Source organism: Acetobacter cerevisiae (genome assembly GCF_001580535.1).
Classification (GTDB): Bacteria; Pseudomonadota; Alphaproteobacteria; order Acetobacterales; family Acetobacteraceae; genus Acetobacter; species Acetobacter cerevisiae.
Window position 1 is genome coordinate 1 of the sequence record NZ_LHZA01000130.1, and the last position, 20,888, is coordinate 20,888.

At 54.2% G+C, this 20,888-nt stretch carries 19 protein-coding genes and 1 pseudogene; 14 read left to right on the forward strand and 6 right to left on the reverse strand.

What is annotated here, in order from left to right; translation table 11 throughout:
* Positions 1 to 406 precede the first annotated feature (406 nt).
* The 4 genes and pseudogenes from AD928_RS04940 to AD928_RS04950 all read right to left on the reverse strand — a co-directional run bounded on the left by AD928_RS04940 (position 407) and on the right by AD928_RS04950 (position 3,436).
* On the reverse strand, positions 407 to 1,066 hold the full coding sequence (locus tag AD928_RS04940) for a FecR family protein (RefSeq protein ID WP_233419953.1): 660 nt from the start codon (positions 1,064 to 1,066) through the stop codon (positions 407 to 409).
* A 102-nt stretch (positions 1,067 to 1,168) separates the two neighbouring features.
* Positions 1,169 to 1,306: pseudogene (locus tag AD928_RS15370) on the reverse strand (FecR/PupR family sigma factor regulator); the annotation flags it as partial.
* Positions 1,284 to 1,847: an RNA polymerase sigma factor gene (locus AD928_RS04945; RefSeq protein ID WP_062144703.1), complete on the reverse strand. Its 564-nt coding sequence runs from the start codon at positions 1,845 to 1,847 to the stop codon at positions 1,284 to 1,286. The pseudogene AD928_RS15370 and the gene AD928_RS04945, both read right to left, overlap by 23 nt.
* A gap of 185 nt (positions 1,848 to 2,032) precedes the next feature.
* On the reverse strand, positions 2,033 to 3,436 hold the full coding sequence (locus AD928_RS04950) for an aminotransferase-like domain-containing protein (RefSeq protein WP_062248729.1): 1,404 nt from the start codon (positions 3,434 to 3,436) through the stop codon (positions 2,033 to 2,035).
* A 128-nt stretch (positions 3,437 to 3,564) separates the two neighbouring features.
* Here AD928_RS04950 and AD928_RS04955 point away from each other — a divergent pair, with 128 nt between their 5' ends.
* The 5 genes from AD928_RS04955 (at position 3,565) to AD928_RS04975 (ending at position 9,497) form a co-directional block, all read left to right on the forward strand.
* The gene (locus AD928_RS04955) at positions 3,565 to 4,914 is read left to right on the forward strand and encodes an omega-aminotransferase AptA (RefSeq protein WP_062248731.1); all 1,350 of its coding nucleotides are present in this window, start codon (positions 3,565 to 3,567) and stop codon (positions 4,912 to 4,914) included.
* Positions 4,915 to 4,957: 43 nt separating this feature from the next.
* Positions 4,958 to 5,350, forward strand: coding sequence for a tautomerase family protein (locus AD928_RS04960; protein ID WP_062248733.1), 393 nt, complete (start codon positions 4,958 to 4,960; stop codon positions 5,348 to 5,350).
* A 271-nt stretch (positions 5,351 to 5,621) separates the two neighbouring features.
* Positions 5,622 to 6,083, forward strand: coding sequence for a (2Fe-2S)-binding protein (locus AD928_RS04965; protein ID WP_062248735.1), 462 nt, complete (start codon positions 5,622 to 5,624; stop codon positions 6,081 to 6,083).
* A complete protein-coding gene (locus AD928_RS04970) occupies positions 6,073 to 8,250 on the forward strand; it encodes a xanthine dehydrogenase family protein molybdopterin-binding subunit (protein ID WP_209436659.1) in 2,178 nt (725 codons plus the stop codon). The genes AD928_RS04965 and AD928_RS04970 overlap by 11 nt, the downstream gene beginning before the upstream one ends.
* Positions 8,247 to 9,497 carry a cytochrome c gene (locus AD928_RS04975; protein WP_233419954.1) on the forward strand — a complete coding sequence of 417 codons (1,251 nt, stop codon included), beginning with the start codon at positions 8,247 to 8,249 and terminating at the stop codon, positions 9,495 to 9,497. Before AD928_RS04970 ends, AD928_RS04975 begins: the two co-directional genes overlap by 4 nt.
* Here the strand turns inward: AD928_RS04975 and AD928_RS04980 are convergent.
* Positions 9,487 to 10,029: a cupin domain-containing protein gene (locus AD928_RS04980; protein WP_043551040.1), complete on the reverse strand. Its 543-nt coding sequence runs from the start codon at positions 10,027 to 10,029 to the stop codon at positions 9,487 to 9,489. The two genes, AD928_RS04975 and AD928_RS04980, sit on opposite strands and share 11 nt — an antisense overlap.
* A 520-nt stretch (positions 10,030 to 10,549) precedes the next feature.
* On the opposite strand from AD928_RS04980, the gene AD928_RS04985 reads away from it, so the two are divergent.
* The 9 genes from AD928_RS04985 (at position 10,550) to AD928_RS15185 (ending at position 20,225) form a co-directional block, all read left to right on the forward strand.
* The gene (locus AD928_RS04985) at positions 10,550 to 12,946 is read left to right on the forward strand and encodes a TonB-dependent receptor (protein ID WP_373320556.1); all 2,397 of its coding nucleotides are present in this window, start codon (positions 10,550 to 10,552) and stop codon (positions 12,944 to 12,946) included.
* A gap of 46 nt (positions 12,947 to 12,992) precedes the next feature.
* On the forward strand, positions 12,993 to 14,975 hold the full coding sequence (locus AD928_RS04990; protein ID WP_062248741.1) for a flavin monoamine oxidase family protein: 1,983 nt from the start codon (positions 12,993 to 12,995) through the stop codon (positions 14,973 to 14,975).
* A complete protein-coding gene (locus tag AD928_RS04995; protein ID WP_233419956.1) occupies positions 14,972 to 16,297 on the forward strand; it encodes an amino acid permease in 1,326 nt (441 codons plus the stop codon). Before AD928_RS04990 ends, AD928_RS04995 begins: the two co-directional genes overlap by 4 nt.
* Before the next feature lie 68 nt (positions 16,298 to 16,365).
* A complete protein-coding gene (locus tag AD928_RS05000) occupies positions 16,366 to 17,571 on the forward strand; it encodes an amine dehydrogenase large subunit (RefSeq protein WP_062248774.1) in 1,206 nt (401 codons plus the stop codon).
* Between the two features lie 2 nt (positions 17,572 to 17,573).
* Positions 17,574 to 18,092, forward strand: a complete 519-nt coding sequence (locus tag AD928_RS05005; RefSeq protein ID WP_082779753.1) for a MauE/DoxX family redox-associated membrane protein — start codon at positions 17,574 to 17,576, stop codon at positions 18,090 to 18,092.
* The gene (locus tag AD928_RS05010; RefSeq protein ID WP_062248743.1) at positions 18,092 to 18,685 is read left to right on the forward strand and encodes a thioredoxin domain-containing protein; all 594 of its coding nucleotides are present in this window, start codon (positions 18,092 to 18,094) and stop codon (positions 18,683 to 18,685) included. Before AD928_RS05005 ends, AD928_RS05010 begins: the two co-directional genes overlap by 1 nt.
* Positions 18,672 to 19,274: a methylamine dehydrogenase (amicyanin) small subunit gene (gene mauA, locus AD928_RS05015; protein ID WP_082779751.1), complete on the forward strand. Its 603-nt coding sequence runs from the start codon at positions 18,672 to 18,674 to the stop codon at positions 19,272 to 19,274. Before AD928_RS05010 ends, mauA begins: the two co-directional genes overlap by 14 nt.
* Positions 19,271 to 19,744 (forward strand): c-type cytochrome, encoded by a 474-nt coding sequence (locus AD928_RS05020; protein ID WP_062248744.1) that lies wholly within the window; start codon positions 19,271 to 19,273, stop codon positions 19,742 to 19,744. The genes mauA and AD928_RS05020 overlap by 4 nt, the downstream gene beginning before the upstream one ends.
* Positions 19,722 to 20,225, forward strand: a complete 504-nt coding sequence (locus tag AD928_RS15185; RefSeq protein ID WP_062248745.1) for a c-type cytochrome — start codon at positions 19,722 to 19,724, stop codon at positions 20,223 to 20,225. The genes AD928_RS05020 and AD928_RS15185 overlap by 23 nt, the downstream gene beginning before the upstream one ends.
* On the opposite strand, the gene AD928_RS05030 is transcribed toward AD928_RS15185, so the two are convergent.
* Positions 20,222 to 20,881, reverse strand: a complete 660-nt coding sequence (locus AD928_RS05030) for a thioredoxin domain-containing protein (protein WP_233419957.1) — start codon at positions 20,879 to 20,881, stop codon at positions 20,222 to 20,224. The two genes, AD928_RS15185 and AD928_RS05030, sit on opposite strands and share 4 nt — an antisense overlap.
* Between the last annotated feature and the right edge of the window lie 7 nt (positions 20,882 to 20,888).

Genomic DNA, 20,888 nt, shown 5'->3' on the forward strand with positions numbered 1-20,888 from the left:
AGTGCACAGACCACATAGCTTCCACCAACACTGCCTTCTCAGGCCGTGACACCCTCACTGCGTTCAGAACCCGCCGCCAGAAGCAGAATATCGTCAATATTCCAGATCGGGCTCCTGTGGGATGACTGAATTCTACAAAATGACCCGAAATTGCCTCAAGTGTGAGAAATCCGCGATGAGGGCAGCCGTAAGTTTTTGTGCGGGAATAGCAAAGGTGCTTTGTTTGTCCTGTGCAATGGAAAGGGTTGGGATAAGGCACACTACAGAAGTAGAAAGAGCGAGTAGGCGAGACCGACCTGAAAAAGACATTCTTGGAACCTTAGTGAGATAGACACATCATACTTTCAATGAGTCTTTCCCCCGCTTATTCCCTCCGTCTTTTTTTGTGACAGTTTCGAGACGGCTCTTATTCAAGAAAAATATGGCCAGCATCTTCCTTGATATGGGCGCCAAGAATGGCTTTGACGGCCTGGGCAAAGACATCTGGGCGGTTAAGGTCAAACAGACCTGAAAGGCGCATGTCTGCCAGCCTGAAGGAAGGAACAAGCTGTGTTTGGTTGTATCGGTTAAAAATATCTGTGACTTCAGAGAGTGTTTCTGTCACCAGAGAGACCTGGCCCTGGGTCCATGCGGTCAGACGCGCAAGGGTATCCTGATCAACAGTGCTGAAGTGCAACCTGCCTTGTGGTGTTACAGTCACCTGCGCTCCCACAGAGAAGTGTTTGTGCTCATTCAGCCTGTGGCCATGCATGATCGCTGTGCCATCAACTACAACGGCATTCTCGTAAGAAGAGCTTTTTGTGAGCAAAAGACTGCCATCAAGCACAAACCGCAAATTTTGCGTTTTGACGTAACGGTGCCTGTCGGTAATGAAGCATTGCCCCATGTGCAAAGAGGTTTGTTCAGATTTGTCTTCGAGCTGAGAATAGCAATCCAGCACTATTCTGCGTTGCTTGCTATTCTCGCAATGCAGGATGTTTTTTTGCGTACTATAGCGTGTGCTGGCTTCCCCGCTTTCTGCAGGGATGAAAAATGCCGCTACAGAGGCAGCCACAGCAGCAGACATAAATGCACGTCGGGATGGTCTTTGTTTGTGTTGAGGCAGGTTAAGCGTTGGGCTGTAAAGGGCTTTGGCTCTGTCTGTCGCGTGCCATACGGCCTGACTGCGTAAAAAAGCGCCTTTGTGCCGGATATCGGTCTGTAGCCAGGTTTCCAGATCATCTTTTTCTTGGTCTGTAAGGCTACCACGGTCTATGCGGGCAACCCAGCGTGCGGCAACGTCATCAAGAGAGTCTTTTGTTGCCACGGGTCAGTCCTGTTTGTGTGTTTTGTGGGGCTTTTTCACGCTGTCCATAAAATTTGGAGATCAGGACAAGCGCTCTGGCAAGCCGTTTTTCGACACTTCTTTCTGATATGCCCAGTTTCTTTGCGCAATCTTTTTGTGTGTGGCCATTTATTTTTCTGTCAATAAAGACATATCGGCAATTTTCGGGGAGTTGTTTTATGATGTCTTCCAGAAACCGGAGTTCTGCGCGGGCAGTGGTAATGTCCTCCGCAGAAGGTGTCTGGTCTATCAGAATGTCATGTTGCAAATCAGCAATAGCCGTAACACTAACGACCTGCGCTTTTTTATAGTGGCGTATAACCAGATTGCGGCAAATGGTATGAAAATAGCCGACGGGATTTGTAACATTGCTAACGTCTGCTTCGGAGAGGATAACATAGGCTTCCTGAATAATATCATCAGCCTCAAAGTCCGGGAAACGTGCAAGCCATGAGCGGACTATATGCTCATTTGGTAAAATATAACTCGCCAGCCAATGGCTACGCTCTGTGTTCTCTAGCATAACCTTATGTCACCTCTTCATGCAGAGGCTATTTAGCAGTTTGCCATTGTTTGTTTGTGAAACTATTATGACACTCTGAGTATTATGACATTTTCTTCATTCTCTGCTTGATTTGGCTGTGTGCCCGGGAGGAATGCAGCGATTATGCTTCTCAGGTAGGGTATCAGAGCAAAGTCTGCGTCTCTTTACCGACCTTTGTTTTCTGTCTCTAAAAAAGTGTAGAGGCGGTCGTGGTTGGAGTGGGTGACGTTAAAGCGGAACCACTGTGACTCCGAGCGTTCCGGGCGGAAGAGGGAGCCGGGTGCTAGCAGGATATCTTCCGCTGCCGCTCGTTCTGCAATGGCGTGTGTGGTGACGTCTTTCCTGAAGCGTGCCCATACAAACAGGCCGCCCATCGGGCGCAGAGACAGCGTCATGCCAACGGCGACTAAAGACTGGCAGACAGTTTTCTGGGCCTGAAACAAGCGTTCTCTCAGGTCGGTCAAGTGAGGGCCGTATTGTCCAGTTTTTATAATATGCAGGACCGTTGCTTCGTTTAATCCAGCGCTGGTCAGGCTGGCGGCCATTTTGTAGCGCAGGATGCGTTTACCAACATCAGGCGCGCAGGCCAGATAGCCAACGCGCAGGCCGGGCGCAATGGTTTTAGAAAAACTACCAATATGAATGACATTCTGGAGTTTATCATGCCGCGCATGACAGGGCTGGCTTTCCGGCGCTAAATCCAGAAAGATATTGTCCTCAATAATAGCAACGCCGTGTTTGATGGCGAGGGCATGGATCGCCGCCACATTGTCAGTCGTCACACAACTGCCTGTCGGGTTGTGGAGAATTGAGGTTGTTATGAACAGTTTAGGCTGATGTGCCTTGAGGGCGCGTTCAAATAATTCGGGGGAGGGGCCGGCATGTGTGCGGGTTATGCCGACAGCGTTGAGACCCAGACTTTGCAGAAGCGGATAGAGGTTGCAGTAGCCGGGGTCATCCACCAGCACGGTGTCATCTGGTTGGGTTAAGGTCCGCAACACCAGTTCCAGTGCCTGACTGGCGCCATGCGTCAGAATGATGCCGTCTTCAGCACAGGGAATATCACGTTTTGCCAGAAGCTGACGAATGGCCCGGCGTAGTTCCGTCAGGCCATAAGGGCTTCCATAATCCAGCATGGAGGCAAGATCGGGTGATTGCTCAAGGGCTTTCAGGCCCTGCTTGACGGCATTTGCAAAAATGTAAGGCTGGGCGAGCCAGCCGCATCCGGCTTTGATGATGGGGGCGTTGTCCTCATACGCATGTTGCAAAAGCCAGAGTGAGTCGATGGGCGGGCGTTGTGTCGCCAGAAGCGGTGAGGTTTTGACGTAATAGCCACCTCGATCACGCACATCGAGCAGGCCGGTGGACACAAGTCGCGTATAAGCGTTGGCGACAGTAATAGGGCTGACATTGCAGAGCGTTGCCATGCGACGAATGGACGGAAGGCGCTCCTGAGTCAGAAGGGTGCCAGTGTGGATCTGCTCGGTAATAGCCGCAACAAGTTGGGAAATGAGGGAGGCACGCAGCCCTGGATCAAGCGCAATGGATGGGGATGCTATCTTAACCATAGGAATGCAGTACAGTTTGTGGAAAATATGCGCAACTGTACATAGGCCTGAAAGAGGGAAGCCGTTACTGTTTGTTATCGAATACGCCTGATGCACTGCGTTGGCGGAAATAAGAGGAACAGCAGTCAATGCCGAATGGGACGGGAAACTTTGATCCAGTTGCCGCTGTGGAAAAGGGGGCATATTGGCAACCCTTTACGGCGACCCGGGTGTTGCAGGCTAACCCGGCACCCCGCACGCTGGTGTCTGCTAAAGGGGCTTATTATCAGACACTTGATGGCAAGAAGGTGTTTGATACGCTGTCTGGATTGTGGTGCACCCCTTTGGGGCATGGGCACCCGCTGATTGCCGAGGCTATCAAAGCGCAGGTGGAGACGCTTGATTTTGCGCCCTGTTTCCAGGTGACGCATGAAGGCGCGCTGTCTCTGGCTCAGCGTATTGCTGACATGGCGCCGGAAGGCATGAACCATGTGTTTTTTGCCAATTCCGGGTCTGAAGCCGTCGATACAGCCCTGAAGGTGGCTCTGGGCTATCATCGGCTTAAAGGTGCGGGCAATCGCTTCCGTATGATCGGGCGGGAGCGGGGGTATCACGGCGTCGGGTTTGGCGGCATGTCGGTGGGGGGAATTCTCTCTAACCGCAAGATGTTTGCTGCAGGCATGATGCCGGGAGTTGATCATCTTCGGCATACTTATGAGCCTCAGCATATGGCGTTTACCCGTGGGCAGCCAACATGGGGCGCGCATCGGGTGGAAGATCTGGAGCGGCTGGTGGCGTTGCATGATGCCGCAACCATTGCTGCGGTCATTGTGGAGCCTGTGCAGGGATCAACAGGCGTGATTGTGCCGCCACTTGGCTATCTGCAGCAGCTGCGCGAAATCTGCACCAAATACGGTATTCTGCTGATTTTTGATGAAGTGATTACCGGCTTTGGGCGCATGGGCGCGCCTTTTGCAGCGCAGCGTTTTGGGGTGACGCCGGATATCATCACATTTGCCAAGGCGGTCACCAACGGTGTTGTACCGATGGGTGGCGTGATTGTGACGGATGAGATTTACAAGACCTTCATGACGGGTCCGAAGAGCGCCATCGAATTCTGTCATGGCTATACCTATTCCGGCCATCCGCTTGCCGCTGCCGTGGGGCATGTCGTGCTGGATGTAATGGAGGGTGAAGGGTTGTATGAGCGTGTGCGTGCGCTGGAACCCGTGCTGGAAGATGCTGCCCATAGTCTGAAAGGCCTGCAAAATATTGCAGATATTCGCAATATTGGTCTGACCGCTGCGGTTGAACTGAAACCTGCGGAAGCCGGAGCCGGGGTGCGTGGCACAGCCGTGTTTGAAGAAGGGCTCCGTCAGGGGCTTCTGCTGCGGGTGACGGGGGACATCATTTCCTTTGGGCCTCCCTTCATTTCCACTGAGCAGGAATTGAAAGACATGATGCTCACACTCCGAAATGTGATTGAAACCGTCGGCTGAGTTGCGAGTTTTTACTCATTCTTTCTGAAAAGGATTGTTCTTTATGCCCCTTCTGCACTTTCATATTGTTAAAGGTAGCCGTAACGCGACGGAAATTCGCGAACTGTTGGATTCCGCGCATGCTGCCATGCTGGAATCTTTCAAAGTGCCGGAGCGTGACCGGTATCAGCTCGTTTCTGAGCACGATAAAACTCACATGATCATTGAAGATACCGGGCTGGATATTCCCCGTACCGATAAGGTGGTGCTGCTTCAGGTTGTGTCTCGCCCCCGCTCAAAAGAACAGGTTACCGAGTTTTACCGCCTTCTGGCGGAAAAGCTGGAGAAAGACTGTGGGCTGAAGCCGGCTGACCTCATGGTGTCCATTGTGCAGAATTCTGACGAACACTGGAGCTTTGGTCTGGGGCGTGCGCAGTTTCTGACTGGCGATCTCTGACATCAAATATCAGCCATTATGTTTCTATAAATATAGTTCGTGATGGCTGATGCATTCTTGCCCTGATTTTTAAGAAATCAAATAGAATTTTCGACGGGAGGTAAGGAGATAAATGCACAATAAGGCTGATGCCATATGTGTGTATTGGGTCTCTATAACGGAAATATCTTCTAAAAAGGCGGGCGTGTGCATTTTTAGTGCGCTCTCTGGCCGAGAATGAGGTATCCTGTCTGGCGGATATCCAAAATAATCGCAGTAAGGCCGGGCTCGCATGAGGTTTGATCTCAAAGTCAATAATGTATTACGCGAGGTCGATGTGCCGCCGGATATGCCGGTGCTTTGGGTGTTGCGCGATATTCTTGGTCTGACGGGCACAAAATACGGGTGCGGAGTTGCACAGTGTGGGGCCTGTACGGTGCATCTGGATGGGCAGCCTGTGAGAGCCTGCCTGCTCACGGTCGCCGCTGCTGCCGGGCATGATATTCTGACCATTGAGGCAATTGAACATACAGAAACCGGGGCGAAGGTGCAGCAGGCCTGGCTGGATGAGGAAGTCATTCAGTGTGGTTATTGCCAGTCCGGGCAGATTATGGCCGCAACGGCCCTGTTACAGCAGATCCCGCAGCCAACGGATGCAGATATTGATGAGGCTATGGCCGGCAATATCTGCCGCTGCGGGACCTATGTGCGTATTCGTAAAGCCATTCATAAAGCCGCCAGTCATGAAGCGTAAAAATTTGCCCACATCCCGCCGGGCTTTGCTGGGGGCGGCATTAAGCGGCGGCGGCGGTTTTCTGTTGTCTGCTTTTCTGCCGGGGTTGCCGCTTTTAAAGGCTTCTCAGGCGCAGGATACAGCAACAGGTGTTGTATTCATGCCGAATGCGTTCATTCGGATTACGCCGCTGGGCGCTGTGACGCTGATCATGCGTTATGCAGAAATGGGGCAGGGAATTTACACCGGTATTTCCATGCTGCTGGCAGAAGAGCTGGGCGTGAAACTGGATCAGGTTTCTGTTGAAGCCGCACCGGCTGATCCTGCCTATGTTGATAGCGTGGCAGGTGAGGAGGAAACGGGCGGATCATCCTCGACGCGGGATAGCTGGATCCCCTTGCGGGAAGCCGGGGCTGCGGCCCGCATGATGCTGGTTGCTGCGGCTGCACAAATCTGGGGTGTGGCGGAAAGCGCCTGTCAGGCCCGGGATGGGCGCGTTTTTCATCCCGGGAGTGAGCGGAGCCTGTCTTATGGAGAGCTTGCGGAGGCAGCGACGCATCAGCCTGTGCCGGCAAAAGTTTCTCTTAAACCTGCTTCTGATTTCACCCTGATTGGCACAAGTCCCCGCAGGCTGGATACAAAAGCGAAAACAAACGGAAGCGCGCAATTCGGGATAGATGCGCAGATACCGGGCATGAAAATCGGGCGGATTATGGCGTGCCCGGTTAAAGGCGGCCATTTGACCGGTTATAATCGGGCGGCAGCACTGGCTGTTCCGGGTGTAGTAGATGTGGTGACGTTGCCAGATGCGATTGCCGTCATAGGCGAGCATATGTGGGCAGCCATGAAAGGGATGGAGGCGGCCTTTCCTCAATGGGATTACGGTCCAAACGCAACCACCTCCACTGATGATATTATTGCCCGCATGAAAAAAGCATCAGAACAGTCTGGTGTTGTGGCCGTCAAAAACGGTAATGCGCAGGAGGCGCTAAAGCAGGCGCACGAGCGTATTGACGCTGTTTATGAGCTTCCTTTTCTGGCGCATGCGCCGCTGGAGCCGATTAATACAACCCTGCATATCAGGCCGGATGGAGCGGATGTCTGGGTTGGCACGCAGGTGCCTGGGCGAGCGCGGCAGGAAGTGGCTGATGCAACGGGTTTACGTCCGGAAAATATTGCCGTGCATAATCACCTGATTGGCGGGGGTTTTGGGCGCAGGCTGGATTCCAATTCCATCGGTCAGGCAGCGCGTTTTGCAAAACAGGTGTCTTACCCTGTGAAGCTGATCTGGACGCGGGAGGAGGATATGACGCAGGATCAGTTCCGTCCGTATTATTATGATCGGATTTCTGCGGGGCTGACTAAGGATGGTGCGATTAGTGGATGGCATCATCGCACGACGGGTTCATCCGTCACGGCGCGCTGGTATCCAGAGGGGATGCAGAAAGGGCTGGACCCGGATGCTGTGGAAGGGGCTGCGCAAACCCCTTATGGCATGCCGGACCAACTGGTTGAATTTGTCCGGGATGAACCTGACGCGGTGACGACGCTCTGGTGGCGGGGGGTGGGCCCAACACATAATGTGTTTGTTGTTGAGAGCATGATTGATGAACTCGCACATCAATCCGGACAGGACCCGCTGGCGCTTCGTAAAAAGCTGGCCGCTCATCAGCCCCGCGCGCTGAAAGTGTTGAACGAAGTGGAAAAGCAGTCCGGCTGGGGGAAGGCGCTTCCGCCGGGCCATGGGATGGGGATTGCGCTCCATTATTCTTTTCAGACATGGTCAGCAACCGTGCTGGAAGTTGCTGTTGAGAAAAATGGGTCGATCCGTCTTGTTCAGGTGCATAGCGCCGTGGATTGCGGGCCGATTGTCTTTCCCGATGGTATTGTGGCGCAAATTCAGGGTGGCCTCATTTTTGGGCTGACGATGGCGCTTTATAATGAAATCACGTTGAAAGACGGACGGGTTGAACAAACCAATTTTCATAATTATCGCATGATGCGTCTGAATGAGGCGCCGGATATCCAGGTGCATCTGGTGCCAGATCCTGAAGCAGAAATTGGTGGGATTGGGGAGGTGGGCACTGTTGCAGCGGCCCCGGCGCTGGCAAACGCTCTGTTTGCCGCAACCGGAAAACGCCTGCGCCGCATTCCATTTGCCAAACAGCTTGGCGGAGAAAAGGCATGATGTCGCTTCGCTCTTTGAAACATGTTTTGCGCGGGGCGACAGCCGTTGCGCTGAGTTTCTACAGTGGCATGGCGTTTGCTGACAGTGCTCCGGGAGCTGAGGCCGATACGCGGCCCGAGCTCATCAAACGAGGTGAGTATCTTTTCCGGGCGGCGGACTGTGCGGCGTGTCACGTAGCACCTAAAGGCGGAAGTCTTACAGGCGGGCGACCTTTCGTGCTGCCTTTTGGCACAATTTTTGCTGTTAACATTACGCCAGACAAGCAAACCGGGATTGGCAATTATACGGATTCTGAGTGGCTGAAAATGTTGCGGGAGGGTGTGGGGCGTGGAGGGAAGCATCTTTATCCCGTCATGCCTTATACGGCTTATACACTGCTGAGTGATGCAGATGCGCTGGCCATCAAGGCTTATCTGTTTAGCGTGAAGCCTGAGAATGTGCCTGCTCCCCAGAACAAGCTGTATTTTCCGTTCAACCAGCGGTGGAGCATGATATTCTGGAACTGGCTGAATAACCCGAACAAACGCTTCCAGCCTGATCCAGCTCAATCGGAACAATGGAACCGCGGGGCTTATCTGACGGAAGCGTTAGGGCATTGCAGCCAGTGCCATACCCCTCGCACCATAACGTACGGCCTGAGTAGTAAAGCTTACGCCGGGGCCGTGCAGGTTGGCTGGCGCGCCTATAATCTGACCTCAGACAAGCAGCACGGTTTGGGAGGCTGGACAGACGAACAACTGACCTCTTACCTCTCGACCGGTAAAGCCAGTGGCAAAGGGGCGGCGTCAGGCCCGATGGCGGAAGCTGTGGAACATGGCCTGCGCTATATGACGCAGGCTGATATTGCCGCCATGGTTACGTATTTGCGCAGTCTGCCGCCTATTGCAGAAGGTCCGGTAGCGCAGGTTATGTCGCCTCAGGCAGACCATGCCTTGAGTGATGTCGCACGCAGAGGGCAGGGGCTTTTTGCACAGGCTTGTGCCGGATGTCATTTATCGGATGGACGCGGCCGGCAGTCTGAGTGGGCCGCGCTTGCTGGGGCACATAGTGTGTCAGATCCTGCTGCGGATAATCTGGTGCAGGTTTTGCGCAGCGGCACAGCACTTGAAACCGGGCAGGGACGCGTTTTTATGCCCGGTTTTTCAAAAGCCTATACAGAGGAAGAGCTTGCGGCCATTGCCTCTTATGTGCTGGCCCATTTTGGCAACACACAGACGGACATCAAACCGTCTGCTTTTAAAAACTAGGGGGCGTTGCAGCACTCACAATATGGCAGGGTTCCTTGCCAATGTTGCGAAAGCGGTGGGGAAGATTGCTGTCAAAATAATAGGCGTCCCCGGGGCCGAGAATAGCGCGCTGGTCGGCCACAGTGACTTCTATTTCCCCACTGATGACCACGCCTCCTTCTTCCCCCGTGTGATGCAGCATGGTTTTGCCAGTATCTGTGCGGGGGGCGTAGACTTCATCCAGCATTTGCAGGGCGCGGCCATTCAGGTTTGTGCCAATCTGGCGGTAAGAAATCCCTTTGCCGCCAATCTCACGCAGTTCAGACGCACGGTAGAAAAGCTTGCGTTCTTCCAAATGCTCGAAGGCGAAAAACTCCGATAAATTCATTGGCAGAGCATGGACAATCTGACGCAGCAATCCAACTGAAGGGTTGATGGCATTGGATTCAATTAGTGAGATTGTGCCATTGGCAACGCCGCATCGTCTCGCCAGTTCGCGTTGGGACAAGCCGCGTTGCGTGCGTAAAGCGTAAAGTGTGCCGCCAACATCCATAACGTCTGATTCTTTCGCTGCTCTCTATTTTTCAACCGTAATGAAAAAACAGGCGTTCTGACAAGGGGAAGACGCAGGGTGCGTTCGATATCTTTGCATCGTATTAGTGTTTGAAGTGTTTTTTATAATGAACACATGCTCCGGGGAACTGTTGAAGGCTGCGGAGATTGAAAAACCTTACAAAACTGTTGCGATAAGGCATTGTTCTCCATATCATCACACAAAAGTAACGTTTATTGTGAGGTCCGTAAAATACTGCTGATACCGAATCTGTTTTGTATCTGTGCAAGAAAGCTCACAGTGCGAGGCGAACGCGCAGAGGTTTTCCGGGCAGCTTTAAGTCTTATGTCTCCGTAGAATTCAGGCTCATCTGAACGCAGAAAAGCGTTTTAACTCCTGCCTTTTTCGGCATTTCAAAGTGGAAGAAACAGACGTGAGCAGAAAAACGAAACTCGCAGAGATGGTCACTTCCCGCCGGAAACTGCCTCTTCGATGTGCATTGTCCTTCTCGGCTTTAACAATGCCTGCGCTTCTTGCGTCAGATCCCGCAAAGGCGGCCTCGGGAGAGGTCTCTGCTCCTGTGTCAACGCAGGTGCATCATACGCCCCGCGGCAAGCGCCCGGTCCGCACCGTGTCTGGTGCGTCTCATACACCTGCAGGCCGCTCTGCCGGAATGGCGACGCCCGCGGTTAGGCATCGGGATCATGGTCCCGTGCAAGGAGGCAGTGAAGCGCTTGAGGTGAGTTCGCACCGCAGTGTTTCGCGCGGGGCAGACAATGTGGTGTCCAAAGCCGTTATGGAGCAGTTCACGCCCGGCACGTCCGTGCTGAAAGCAGCGGATCGTCTGCCGGGGGTTAGTTTCAGTTCCACTGATCCAATGGGGCTGGACCTGTGGGGCTCCAGTATTTATGTGCGCGGCTTTTTTATGGATCAGCTGGGTGCAACTCTGGACGGCATTCCCCTTAATGACATGACATACCAGAGCACAAACGGTCTCAACGTTGTTCAGGCCGCAATTTCTGATGATATTGAACGTACTATTGTGTCCGAGGGGCCGGGTGGTGTTGCTGTTCCGTCTACTTCCACGCTGGGTGGCACGATGCAGTTTGAGACTGGAGACCCGAAAGACAAATTGGGCGGTAAGGTCTCTCAGGGGTTTGGGAGCTATAGCTCTTATCGCACGTATGCGCGTTTCGATAGTGGTAAGCTGAATAACACCGGCACCAAGTTCATGACGGCTTATTCCCGCTCTGATGAAGGATTGTGGGCTGGTGGCGGGTCCCAGTTTCAGCAGCAGGTTGATGCCAAGCTGGTACAGCCGATTGGCAATAACAGTGTCATGAAAGCCTTTTTCAACTGGAGCGACCTGCAGGAATGGGGATATTGGGATACCTCTCTGGCCATGCTGGATGGCTTGGGCTGGCGCACCCCACATCTCTATCCCAATTATGGACTGGCCTATAACTACGCTGCAGGCAACGTTACGCTTCCGACGACGGATGCGATTAATGCCAATGGTGACTCTCCGTATCTTTATGACGGCGGCCAGCATGAAGTTGACTATACGGGCGGCCTGAATTTTGATCTTGAACTGACGGATGCGCTGCGGTGGCGTACCACGCTGTATGGCACCAGTCAGACTGGTTATTACACGTATTCCGATGCCACCGTGCCGTCTGAAGGGACCGGTGCCCCGCTTTCCGAAGAAGTGTGGCAGAACCGTCAGGAACGGTATGGCTTTACGACAAGCTTTCTCTATAAAATTGCTAATCATACCATTGATACAGGCGTCTGGTATGAAAACAACAATCAGGATGCAGGGCTTTTCTGGTATAATGAACCGGCTCTGGGGGAAGGGGCACCTCTTAAAACTGTAGGGCCTTACAATGTCTATGGCCGCGCCTTCCGGCAGGGGTATGGGTTTAGCTGGCGCACCAACAACTTTACCTATCATTTGCAGGATACCTGGCGGCCCATTACCAACCTGCGGATTACTGCGGGGTTCAAATCCATGCTGGCAACGACGGCGGGTGGCGCAAATTACAATAATTCCGACTATACCGGCGTGGATGCGCTTCCTAACGGCGGCATGACGGCAGCAAGTGCCTTCCTCCCGCATGTTGGGGCGAGTTATCGCTTCCTGAAAAACCATGAATTCTATTTTGATTTGGCCGAAAATATGCGGAGCTATCAGGTTACGGCAAATGGTGTCGGGCAGTCTCCCTGGTCTGTGCAGGATCAGGATACGTTCCGTAGGTTGCAGCGTAACCTCTCACCAGAAAAAGACTGGGTCTATGCGGTGGGGTATCGGTATACAGACAAGCTGATTCAGGCCAGTCTGGCAGGGTATCATGCGGATGCCAGAAACCGTTTGCAGACGGCAACGGAAGGCACAATTCTGGCACCGGTCAATACTGTGGTGCCCACAACGGTGCATACCAACGGTGTTGATGCTGCAGTGACCCTTACACCGATCAAGGGATTGGCGATCTATAATAGCGTGAGCTACAACCACTCCACATATGGCGGAAATATTAATACATCAGAGGGTGTTTATTACACAAAAGGGAAGAAAATCGTTAACTTCCCGCAGTTTATGTATAAGGCCAATCTGTCTTATCGCTGGAAGGGGCTTGAAACACATTTTGACGTGCATTATTATTCAAGGCGTTACTTCAGCTATGTGAATGATACCTCAGTGCCCGGTTACTGGCTGGCAAGCACGGGAGCACGCTATAATTTCAGTAAAGTTGGTTTCGCGAAAAACCTTTCTGTAGACTTCAATGTCTATAACCTTTTCAACTCAAAATATATCTCCATGATGGGGCAGAATGGGAACCCGATGTCGGGAGATTATCAGTCTCTTGAGCGTGGTGCAGTGCGTGAATTCTTTGGGACGGTTAGCGCGGAGTTCTGACCTTACAATTCTGTCTATCCTGCACACGTCATACACTGAGGTCAGAATGCCAGCACGCATCACACGTCGAGATTTTATCGGGGGAATATTGGTTTCCACCGCGCTGAGTGGGGTTGTGAAGGGGCTTTCGGCTTCTGCGCAGGCTGCGTCAACAGAGGGTTTTGTGGCTCCTCCTTTGCGCACAGGTTTGCGGGGTAGCCATCCCGGGGCGTTTGAAGCAGCTCACGCGTTGCGGGATGGCACCCTTCAGGAAAAAAATATCAAAGAAACCGATGAAGTTTATGATCTTGTTGTGGTGGGCGGTGGACTGAGTGGTCTGGCCGCAGCGCATTTTTATCGCAAATATGCCGGACCTGAAAAAACTGTTCTGATTATTGAAAATCATGATGATTTTGGTGGGCACGCCAAGAGGAATGAGTTTTCTGTTGATGGGCACAGACTTGTTCTCAACGGTGGCACGCTGGAGATGGAAGCTCCGAAACGCTATAACCAGTGGGCGACGATGATCCTGTCTGACATCGGTGTGAATATAGACGCATATAAAAAGGAAAATATTAAAACAAGCCACCTGTATGAGCAGATGGGGCTGCGTTCCGGGCTGTTTTTCAATCAGGAAATCTGGCCGCATGATTATCTGATGCCTAAAAGCAAAGAGAATGCCGCCGCGCAATGGCGCTATATTTCAGAAGAGGCATTGAAAAATGCACCGCTTTCTGGAAAAGCACGGCAGGATCTTGTCAGGATTGTCTCCTCAACGCAGCCTGATTATATGGCAGGCCAAAGCGTTCCTGAGAAAAAGAAGGCGCTCGCGACTCTCTCTTACAAAGATTATCTGCTGATTATTGCTAAGGTTGATCCTACAGCCGTCGCCATATTTCAAAAAACAGGCGCAGGTATTTTTTGCGTTGGAGGGGATGCTCTGCCCGCGCTGTTTGCGTGGGTCATGGGGTATCCGGGTTTTTCCGGTCTGGGGCTGGGCGATGTGCCGGATGGCCTGCTGTCTGATTTACAGGGCGGCCAGCATGGGCGGCAGAAAGATTCCGAAGAGACCGCTCACTTTCCTGATGGCAATGCGACACTGGCTCGGCTTTTGGTCTCACATCTGGTGCCGGGGGCGACAAAAGCGCGGTCTCAGGATGATATGGGTCTTGCCGGGTTTGCTTATGAAAAACTCGACCAGCCAAATCAGCCTGTTCGTATCCGGTTAGGCACGCTGGCGCTGCACGTTGCGCATGATGGTGTGCCGGAGACGGCGCAAACAGTTTCCGTTCTTTGCGCCCCTGCCGGAGAAGCGACTCCGGTGCAGATCAGCAAAGTGCAGGGGCGACAGGTGGTGCTGGCATGCTGGAACATGATTATCCCTTACATGGTGCCCAGCTTGCCTGCTCCGCAAAAAGAAGCGCTGGCTTATGGTGTTAAAGGGCCGATTGCGTACGTCAATGTTGCCTTAAAAAACTGGCGTGCATTTAAAAAACTGGGTGTGGCAGAAATTTCCTGTCCAGGAATGTTTTTTGAAGAAGTGCAACTAGCGGAACCGATGTCTCTCGGCGGACTGAAAGCCCCCACGGACCCGGAAAAGCCGATTGTCGTCCGGATGATCAAGACATTCGGGGTGCCCGGTCTTTCAAAGCGTGAGCAATATCGGGCCGGACGCAGCGTGCTTTTGGGGCTGACGTTTGAACAGTTTGAAAAAGAAATCCGCAGCCAGTTACAGCGTATTCTGGGGCCGGGCGGCTTTGATGCCCCCCGGGATATTGCAGCCATAACAGTCAATCGGTGGCCTCATGGTTATGCGTATACGTATAATAGCCTGTACGAGCCACTGGACTGGGTCTTTACAGAAACGTCTGAGCGGCCTTGCGTTAAAGCGCGTCAGCCGTTTGGCCGGATTGCTATTGCGAATTCAGATGCCGGCGCCAGCCCGCATACCGATGCGGCGTTTGAACAGGCGCACCGTGCTGTTGTAGAACTGTTGGAGCGGCAGACGTTCCCGTTTGTTTCAGCAATGCCGGGGGGAAGTACTCTGTGACGGCGCAATCTTCTGGCCCACAGCTGGCCAAAAGCCTGAGGCCGCGTCATATCACCATGATTTCTCTTGGTGGTGTAATTGGCGCGGGGCTTTTTATTGGGTCCTCGGGGGCTATTCTGACGGCAGGGCCGAGCGTCCTGATTTCTTACGCTCTCTCCGGCCTCATGGTTTTTCTGGTCAATATCATGCTGCGGGACATTGCTTTGCATGCGCCGGGGCATGGGTCTTTTGTCAGCCAGATCCGGTATGCGCTGGGGCCATTGCCCGGTTTTGTGGCTGGGTGGGTTTACTGGATGGTCTGGGTGACGACGCTTGGTGTGGAAGTGATTGCCTCGGCGTCTCTCATCGCGCTGTATGTGCCTGTGCCGTATGCGGTGATTGAAATTGTCATTCTTGCCGTTATGACGGCCATCAATCTGATGTCTGTCAGAAATTATGGCGAATGTGAATATTGGTTTGCGCTGATTAAGGTTGCCGCCATTTGTCTGTTTGTCGTGATTGGTGTTGTGTTGCTGAGCAGCCACTCTGTGCCGGTTGCAGACAATTTTCTGGGGCATGGTGGCTTTATGCCGATGGGCGCTTTTGCCTTTCTGGCTGCTGTGCCCACTGTTCTGTTTTCCATGACGGGAAGCGAGATTGCGACCATTGCGGCTTTGGAATCAGATAATCCGGATCGCAATATTGCCCGGATTACGCGCACGGTTGCGGTGCGGTTGCTGGTCTTTTATCTGACCTCAATTACCTTGATTTTGTGTCTTTTGCCCTGGTCGCAGAGCGTGCGTGGAATTTCACCTTTCCTCATGACGCTTGAGCGCTTCCATGTGCCCTATGCCAGTGTGGTGATGACGCTGGTCATTCTGTCCGCAACATTGTCGACGCTCAATTCAGGTTTATACGCCACATCCCGCGTGGTGTATGAAATGGCCCGCAGGGGGGATGCGCCACGCGCCTTGCAGGTCATGGCGCCACAGGCACATCTGCCACGTCGGGCTGTGCTGGCCAGTGCTGCTGTAGCGTTGCTGGTTTCTGCCACGGCCGTTCTGTCGCCCGGGGTGGTGTTTGCCTTTCTGGTGGCCACAACCGGCGCATTTATCATGGTCTACAATATCCTCATTGTCTGTGCGCGGTTGCGGCTGTATCGGCCGGGCGCATGGAAGGGATGGCTGGCAATCATCATGCTCGTGGGGGTTCTGCTTTCCATGCTGGGTGCGCCGGAAACACGGCATGAACTGGCTGTCGGGGCGGTCGCTCTGTGCCTTATTACGTTGGGTGGCTGGATAAAACTTCGTTCCGGTGGCGTTGCATCTGGAGCCAGAGAATGACACTCTTTTTCTCCCTGCGCAGTGCGGCTGCGTATTCATCTGCTCTATCAGCCAAGGGGTTTGATTTTATGCGCTATTCCACAGCTCTCCGGTCCGGCTGGGCGGCTCTCGTGCTGGGTCTTGTGGCACTGGGAGTGTCTTCCGTAGCGTCCCTTAAAGCGTGGGCAGATGAGCCGGTTGTGCAGGAAGAAGAAAGCGACATTATCAAGCTTTCTCCGGTCACGCCGCATCGTATTCTGGTGCAGGATACTGCTGACACACATGCCAAGGATGGCCGTATTTACGTTGTGGATGCGGACAAGGGGAAGCTGCTCGGCATGGTGCAGGCAGCCTATAACGGCAATGTTGTACAGGACCCCAAAGGCCGGGCATTTTATGTGGCGGAGACGGTCTGGTCTCGCGGTAATCGCGGAGATCGTCTTGACCTTCTGCCCGCGTATGACCCGCAGACGCTGACCATTACGAATGATGAAGTGCTGCCGGGCAGGGCGCTGGTCACGCCCAAGAAAAATGATCTTGCAATCAGTCAGGATGGCGGACGTGTGTATGTGTTTTCCATGGTGCCCACCAATGCGGTGCATGTTGTGGATACGGCCACGCATAAGGTCAGCCAGACAGTCGATCTGCCGGGTTGCGCCCTGGCCTATCCGTGGGGGAATGACGGGTTTACGTCCATCTGTGCGGATGGTGGCCTTGCCAATGTCAGCCTGAAGGATGGCACAGCAAAGGTTGCGCACACCAAGCCGTTTTTTGACCCGGAAAAGGACGCTGTTTTTGAGCACAGCCCAACCCGGCGGTCTGAGGGCAAAACGTGGTTTATTTCCTATAGCGGCCTTGTTTATCCCACCGCCTTGTCTGCTGACAGCAAGGTGGAAGCGCCCTGGTCTATTCAGGAAGCAGCTGGCATGAAAAAAGCCCCTGCTGCTGAGGCTCCTTTTGCTAAAACATGGCGTCCGGGCGGCTGGCAACTCTCTGCTCTCCATTACGCCAGCGGGCACCTGTTTGTGCTGATGCATGAAGGCACATTCTGGACCCACAAAAAGCCGGGCACGGAAATCTGGGAACTGGATACTGCAACGCATAAACTGGTGCGGCGTATTCCGTTACCTGCGCCGGCTACGATGGTAGGCGTCACGCAGGATGACAAACCGCTCCTGTTTACCAACGACAATGCGGGTGATCTGTTTATCTGGGACATGAAAAGCGGCAGGCAGCTGCACAAGATGCCTCATCTGGGTGATGACCTGTACTTCACTGTCGCGCTGGGTGAATGAGCGTGCATAACCTTTTACTTCAGATGCTGGGGGCGTTGGGCAGCGGGGCGTTTGGTGCGCTGTTCCTGTTCACCGGTATTGGCAAAGCTACTGACAGCGCCCGGTTTGCCTCAGATATTGCAGCCTATCGCCTGTTGCCGCTGGATGGGGCGTTTCCGGCTGCCTACGCCATTATTGTGACGGAAACCCTGCTCGGGATCTGGCTGTTTTCTGGCGCTGCCACACTGGCGGCTGGACTGCTCTCGGCGGTCCTGTTGCTGGTGTTTGCGGCTGCGATGGGGATCAACGTGGCGCGAGGCCGCACCCATCTGTCCTGCGGGTGCATCCCTGGTGTGGATGCGCGGCTGTCATGGGCTTCCGTTTTCCGCAATGTGATGCTCGCGGTGCTGGTTTTTCTGGTGGGACTGTGCGGTCAGCCGGAGTTTGGCCTGCTGTGTGTTGAAGGCTTGCTCATGGGCGTTGCCCTTCTGCTGCTGTGTGTGGCAACGGCGTCTCTTACTGGCGCGGAGGCGCTGAGCTGATGCTGATTATTCTTACAGTGTCCACATTGTTGCTGACCGTCTTTACGTTGGGGCTGGCGCTGGGTGTGTTTGTGCTGGCCCGCCAGATTGGTGTGCTGCATGAGCGGCTGGCTCCCATTGGTGTGCAGCCGGTTTTGTCCGGCTTGCAGGTCGGGCAAGCGCTGCCTCAGGTCACCGCCCGCACGCTGGCTGATGCGCCGGTTGCCATTGGGGGTGCCAGTGCGACTGGCCGCGCCATGATGCTGATGTTTGTCTCGGCTGACTGCCCCGTCTGTAAGCGTGCTCTGCCTGTGGCACGTGCTGTGGCGCAGGAGCATGGGCTTGATCTGGCGCTGATAGGCGAGGGCGATGTTGCCGCCCTTTCGGCCATGGCGCAGCGGACGCCGCTGGGTGGTGTGCCGTTGCTGGTCAGCATGGAACTGCTTTTGCTGATGCAGATTGGCCGCCTGCCGACTTTGGTGGTGCTTGACCCCCGTGGTGTCATCACCGCGCGGGACGTTGCCAGCAGCCGCCGCGAAATTGAATCTTTGGTTGCTACGTTGCCGCAGGCACGTCCGGCCCAAATGAAGGAGACCTCTCATGTCGCAGTCTGATGTGTCCGCACGGTCTGGCACGCGCGCTGAAAAAGACGGCACGGCACACAGCCTGCTGGACCGCACGATTGAGCGTTTGACCCGCCACGTTGCAGGTCATAGTTCCCGCCGGGGCCTGCTTGGGCGCGTTGGGGCGTGGGTGACGTTCGGGGCGTTGATCCCAACGTTGCCGGTCGAGCGGGCGTCTGCCGCACAGGCCGCTAAACCCAAATTCAAGGCCCCCACACCCTTTGCGGCTGATGCCCAGACGACGGACCCTACGGCCTGTAATTACTGGCGCTATTGCGCGATTGACGGGTTTCTGTGCGCATCCTGCGGCGGTGGTGTTCATAGCTGCCCACCGGGGACGAGCCCTTCACCTACCTCATGGATTGGCACCTGCTTTAATCCCGGAGACGGGCAGTCCTACCTTGTTGCGTATCGGGACTGTTGCGGACAGGATGCGTGCAGCCAGCCCCTGTGCGTTGGCACGGAGGGTGACCAGCCGAGCTACCGGCCTCAGGCCAATAATGATATCATCTGGTGCTTTGGTACAGGCGCACTGATCTATAATTGTTCGACTTCTGTTATTGTTGGGAATGCATCATGATTAAACACGGTTTACGTCTTCTGGCTGGTGTTCTTGCCGCGGTTCCGGTTCTGGCGGGTTCTGCCCACGCAGCCTCTGACGGGCTGACGGTTTACAACACCAACTGTTCCGTATGCCATCAGGCTGGTGGGGCAGGGATGCCGGGCCAGTTTCCTGTTCTGAAAAACCGGATTGATAAAATTGCAGCTACGCCTGAAGGCAAGAAATATCTGATGGATGTTGTGCTGAACGGTCTGCACGGCCCCATTCAGGCCGGTGGCGCGGCTTATGCCGGGTTTATGCCGTCTCTCAAGGCGCTCTCTGATGACGATATTGCGGCTGTGCTGACCTATGTGGCGTCTCTGGGTGATACCTCACCGGCTCCGACTATTACGGCGGATGATGTGAAGGCAGCCCGCGCAACCCCCAAGAAAGGTCCGGAAATTCAGGCTGAACGGAATGCGCTGAATGCTGCTCACCCTATTCCGTAATGTTGTAGGGGAATGCACGCTGCGGCCTGCCAGACGCATGGTTTGTCTGGCAGGGGCGGTGTCTGCGTTTCTGTTGTGGGCTGACACAGCGCCCACAGCAGGGGCCGCGATGCTGGACCATGCGACCACAAACTATCTGACTCATTGTGGTGGCTGCCACGGGATTGAAGGTGTTTCAGCCCGCACATTTGTACCGATTTTGCGAGACCATGTCGGCACATTTGCCTGCTCAGCAGAGGGGCGGGCCTATATCGGGCGGGTGCCGGGTGTTTCCATGTCCTTGATTCGGGATGATCAGGAACTGGCAGATGTCATGAATTTTGTGCTGTTTCGTATGGGCGGGGCCAGTACACCGGCAGGCACCAAACCTTTTACGGCTGCGGAAATTCATACCTTGAGGGCACAGCCGATTGCCTCAACGGATCTTCTGGCCTTACGGGCCGAGGTGCTGGCCCGCGCTGCGGCGCAGTGCCCCCGTTAAGAGGGCGAAAGTGCATGCGGGTTGGCTTCCAGAAAAGACTGAATGGAGCTGTGGCCCGTTTCCATAACGCTCAGCAGGCTTTCCAGATGTTCCCGGTTGTTGACCAGCCCGCGCGCTTCCACCGTGCCATCCGGGGCCAGAAGCACCGCAAAGGGAACCCGGTCTACGCCCAGCAGACGGCCGATTGTAGCGGAATTGACCATGTCACGCGGGGCAATGCCAAGGGTGGAGACCGCTTCTTCCTGCGCCTGCGGGGTATCATCCCCCACAAACAGCAGGTCAAGTTTTTCACGAACGCAAAAATCATGCGTAATGGACACCGTTTTTTGCGAAATCGGACAGGTTCCGGAAACAAACAGCAGCAGCAATTTTCTGCCATTGGGACGCAGCCCACCGATGATGACGTCCTGCCCGTCCAGGGTTGTCTGGGGATGGGCATCCAGCCGGGAGGCCGTGGGGTTGACCGGAGCGAGAGCGCCAAGGGGCGCAATTTTGCGGTACAGTGCTTTAACCTGTTTGAGCAGCAGCAGGGCGACAGCGGCAGTCAGCACCATGATGATCCACAGTGTGCCCTGTGCCAGTATCAGAGCCTTCATATCCATCAGTTCCCGGTTGTTTGCCTGACTATTGCAACAAATGGCCTGATGGTCGATCAAAATATCC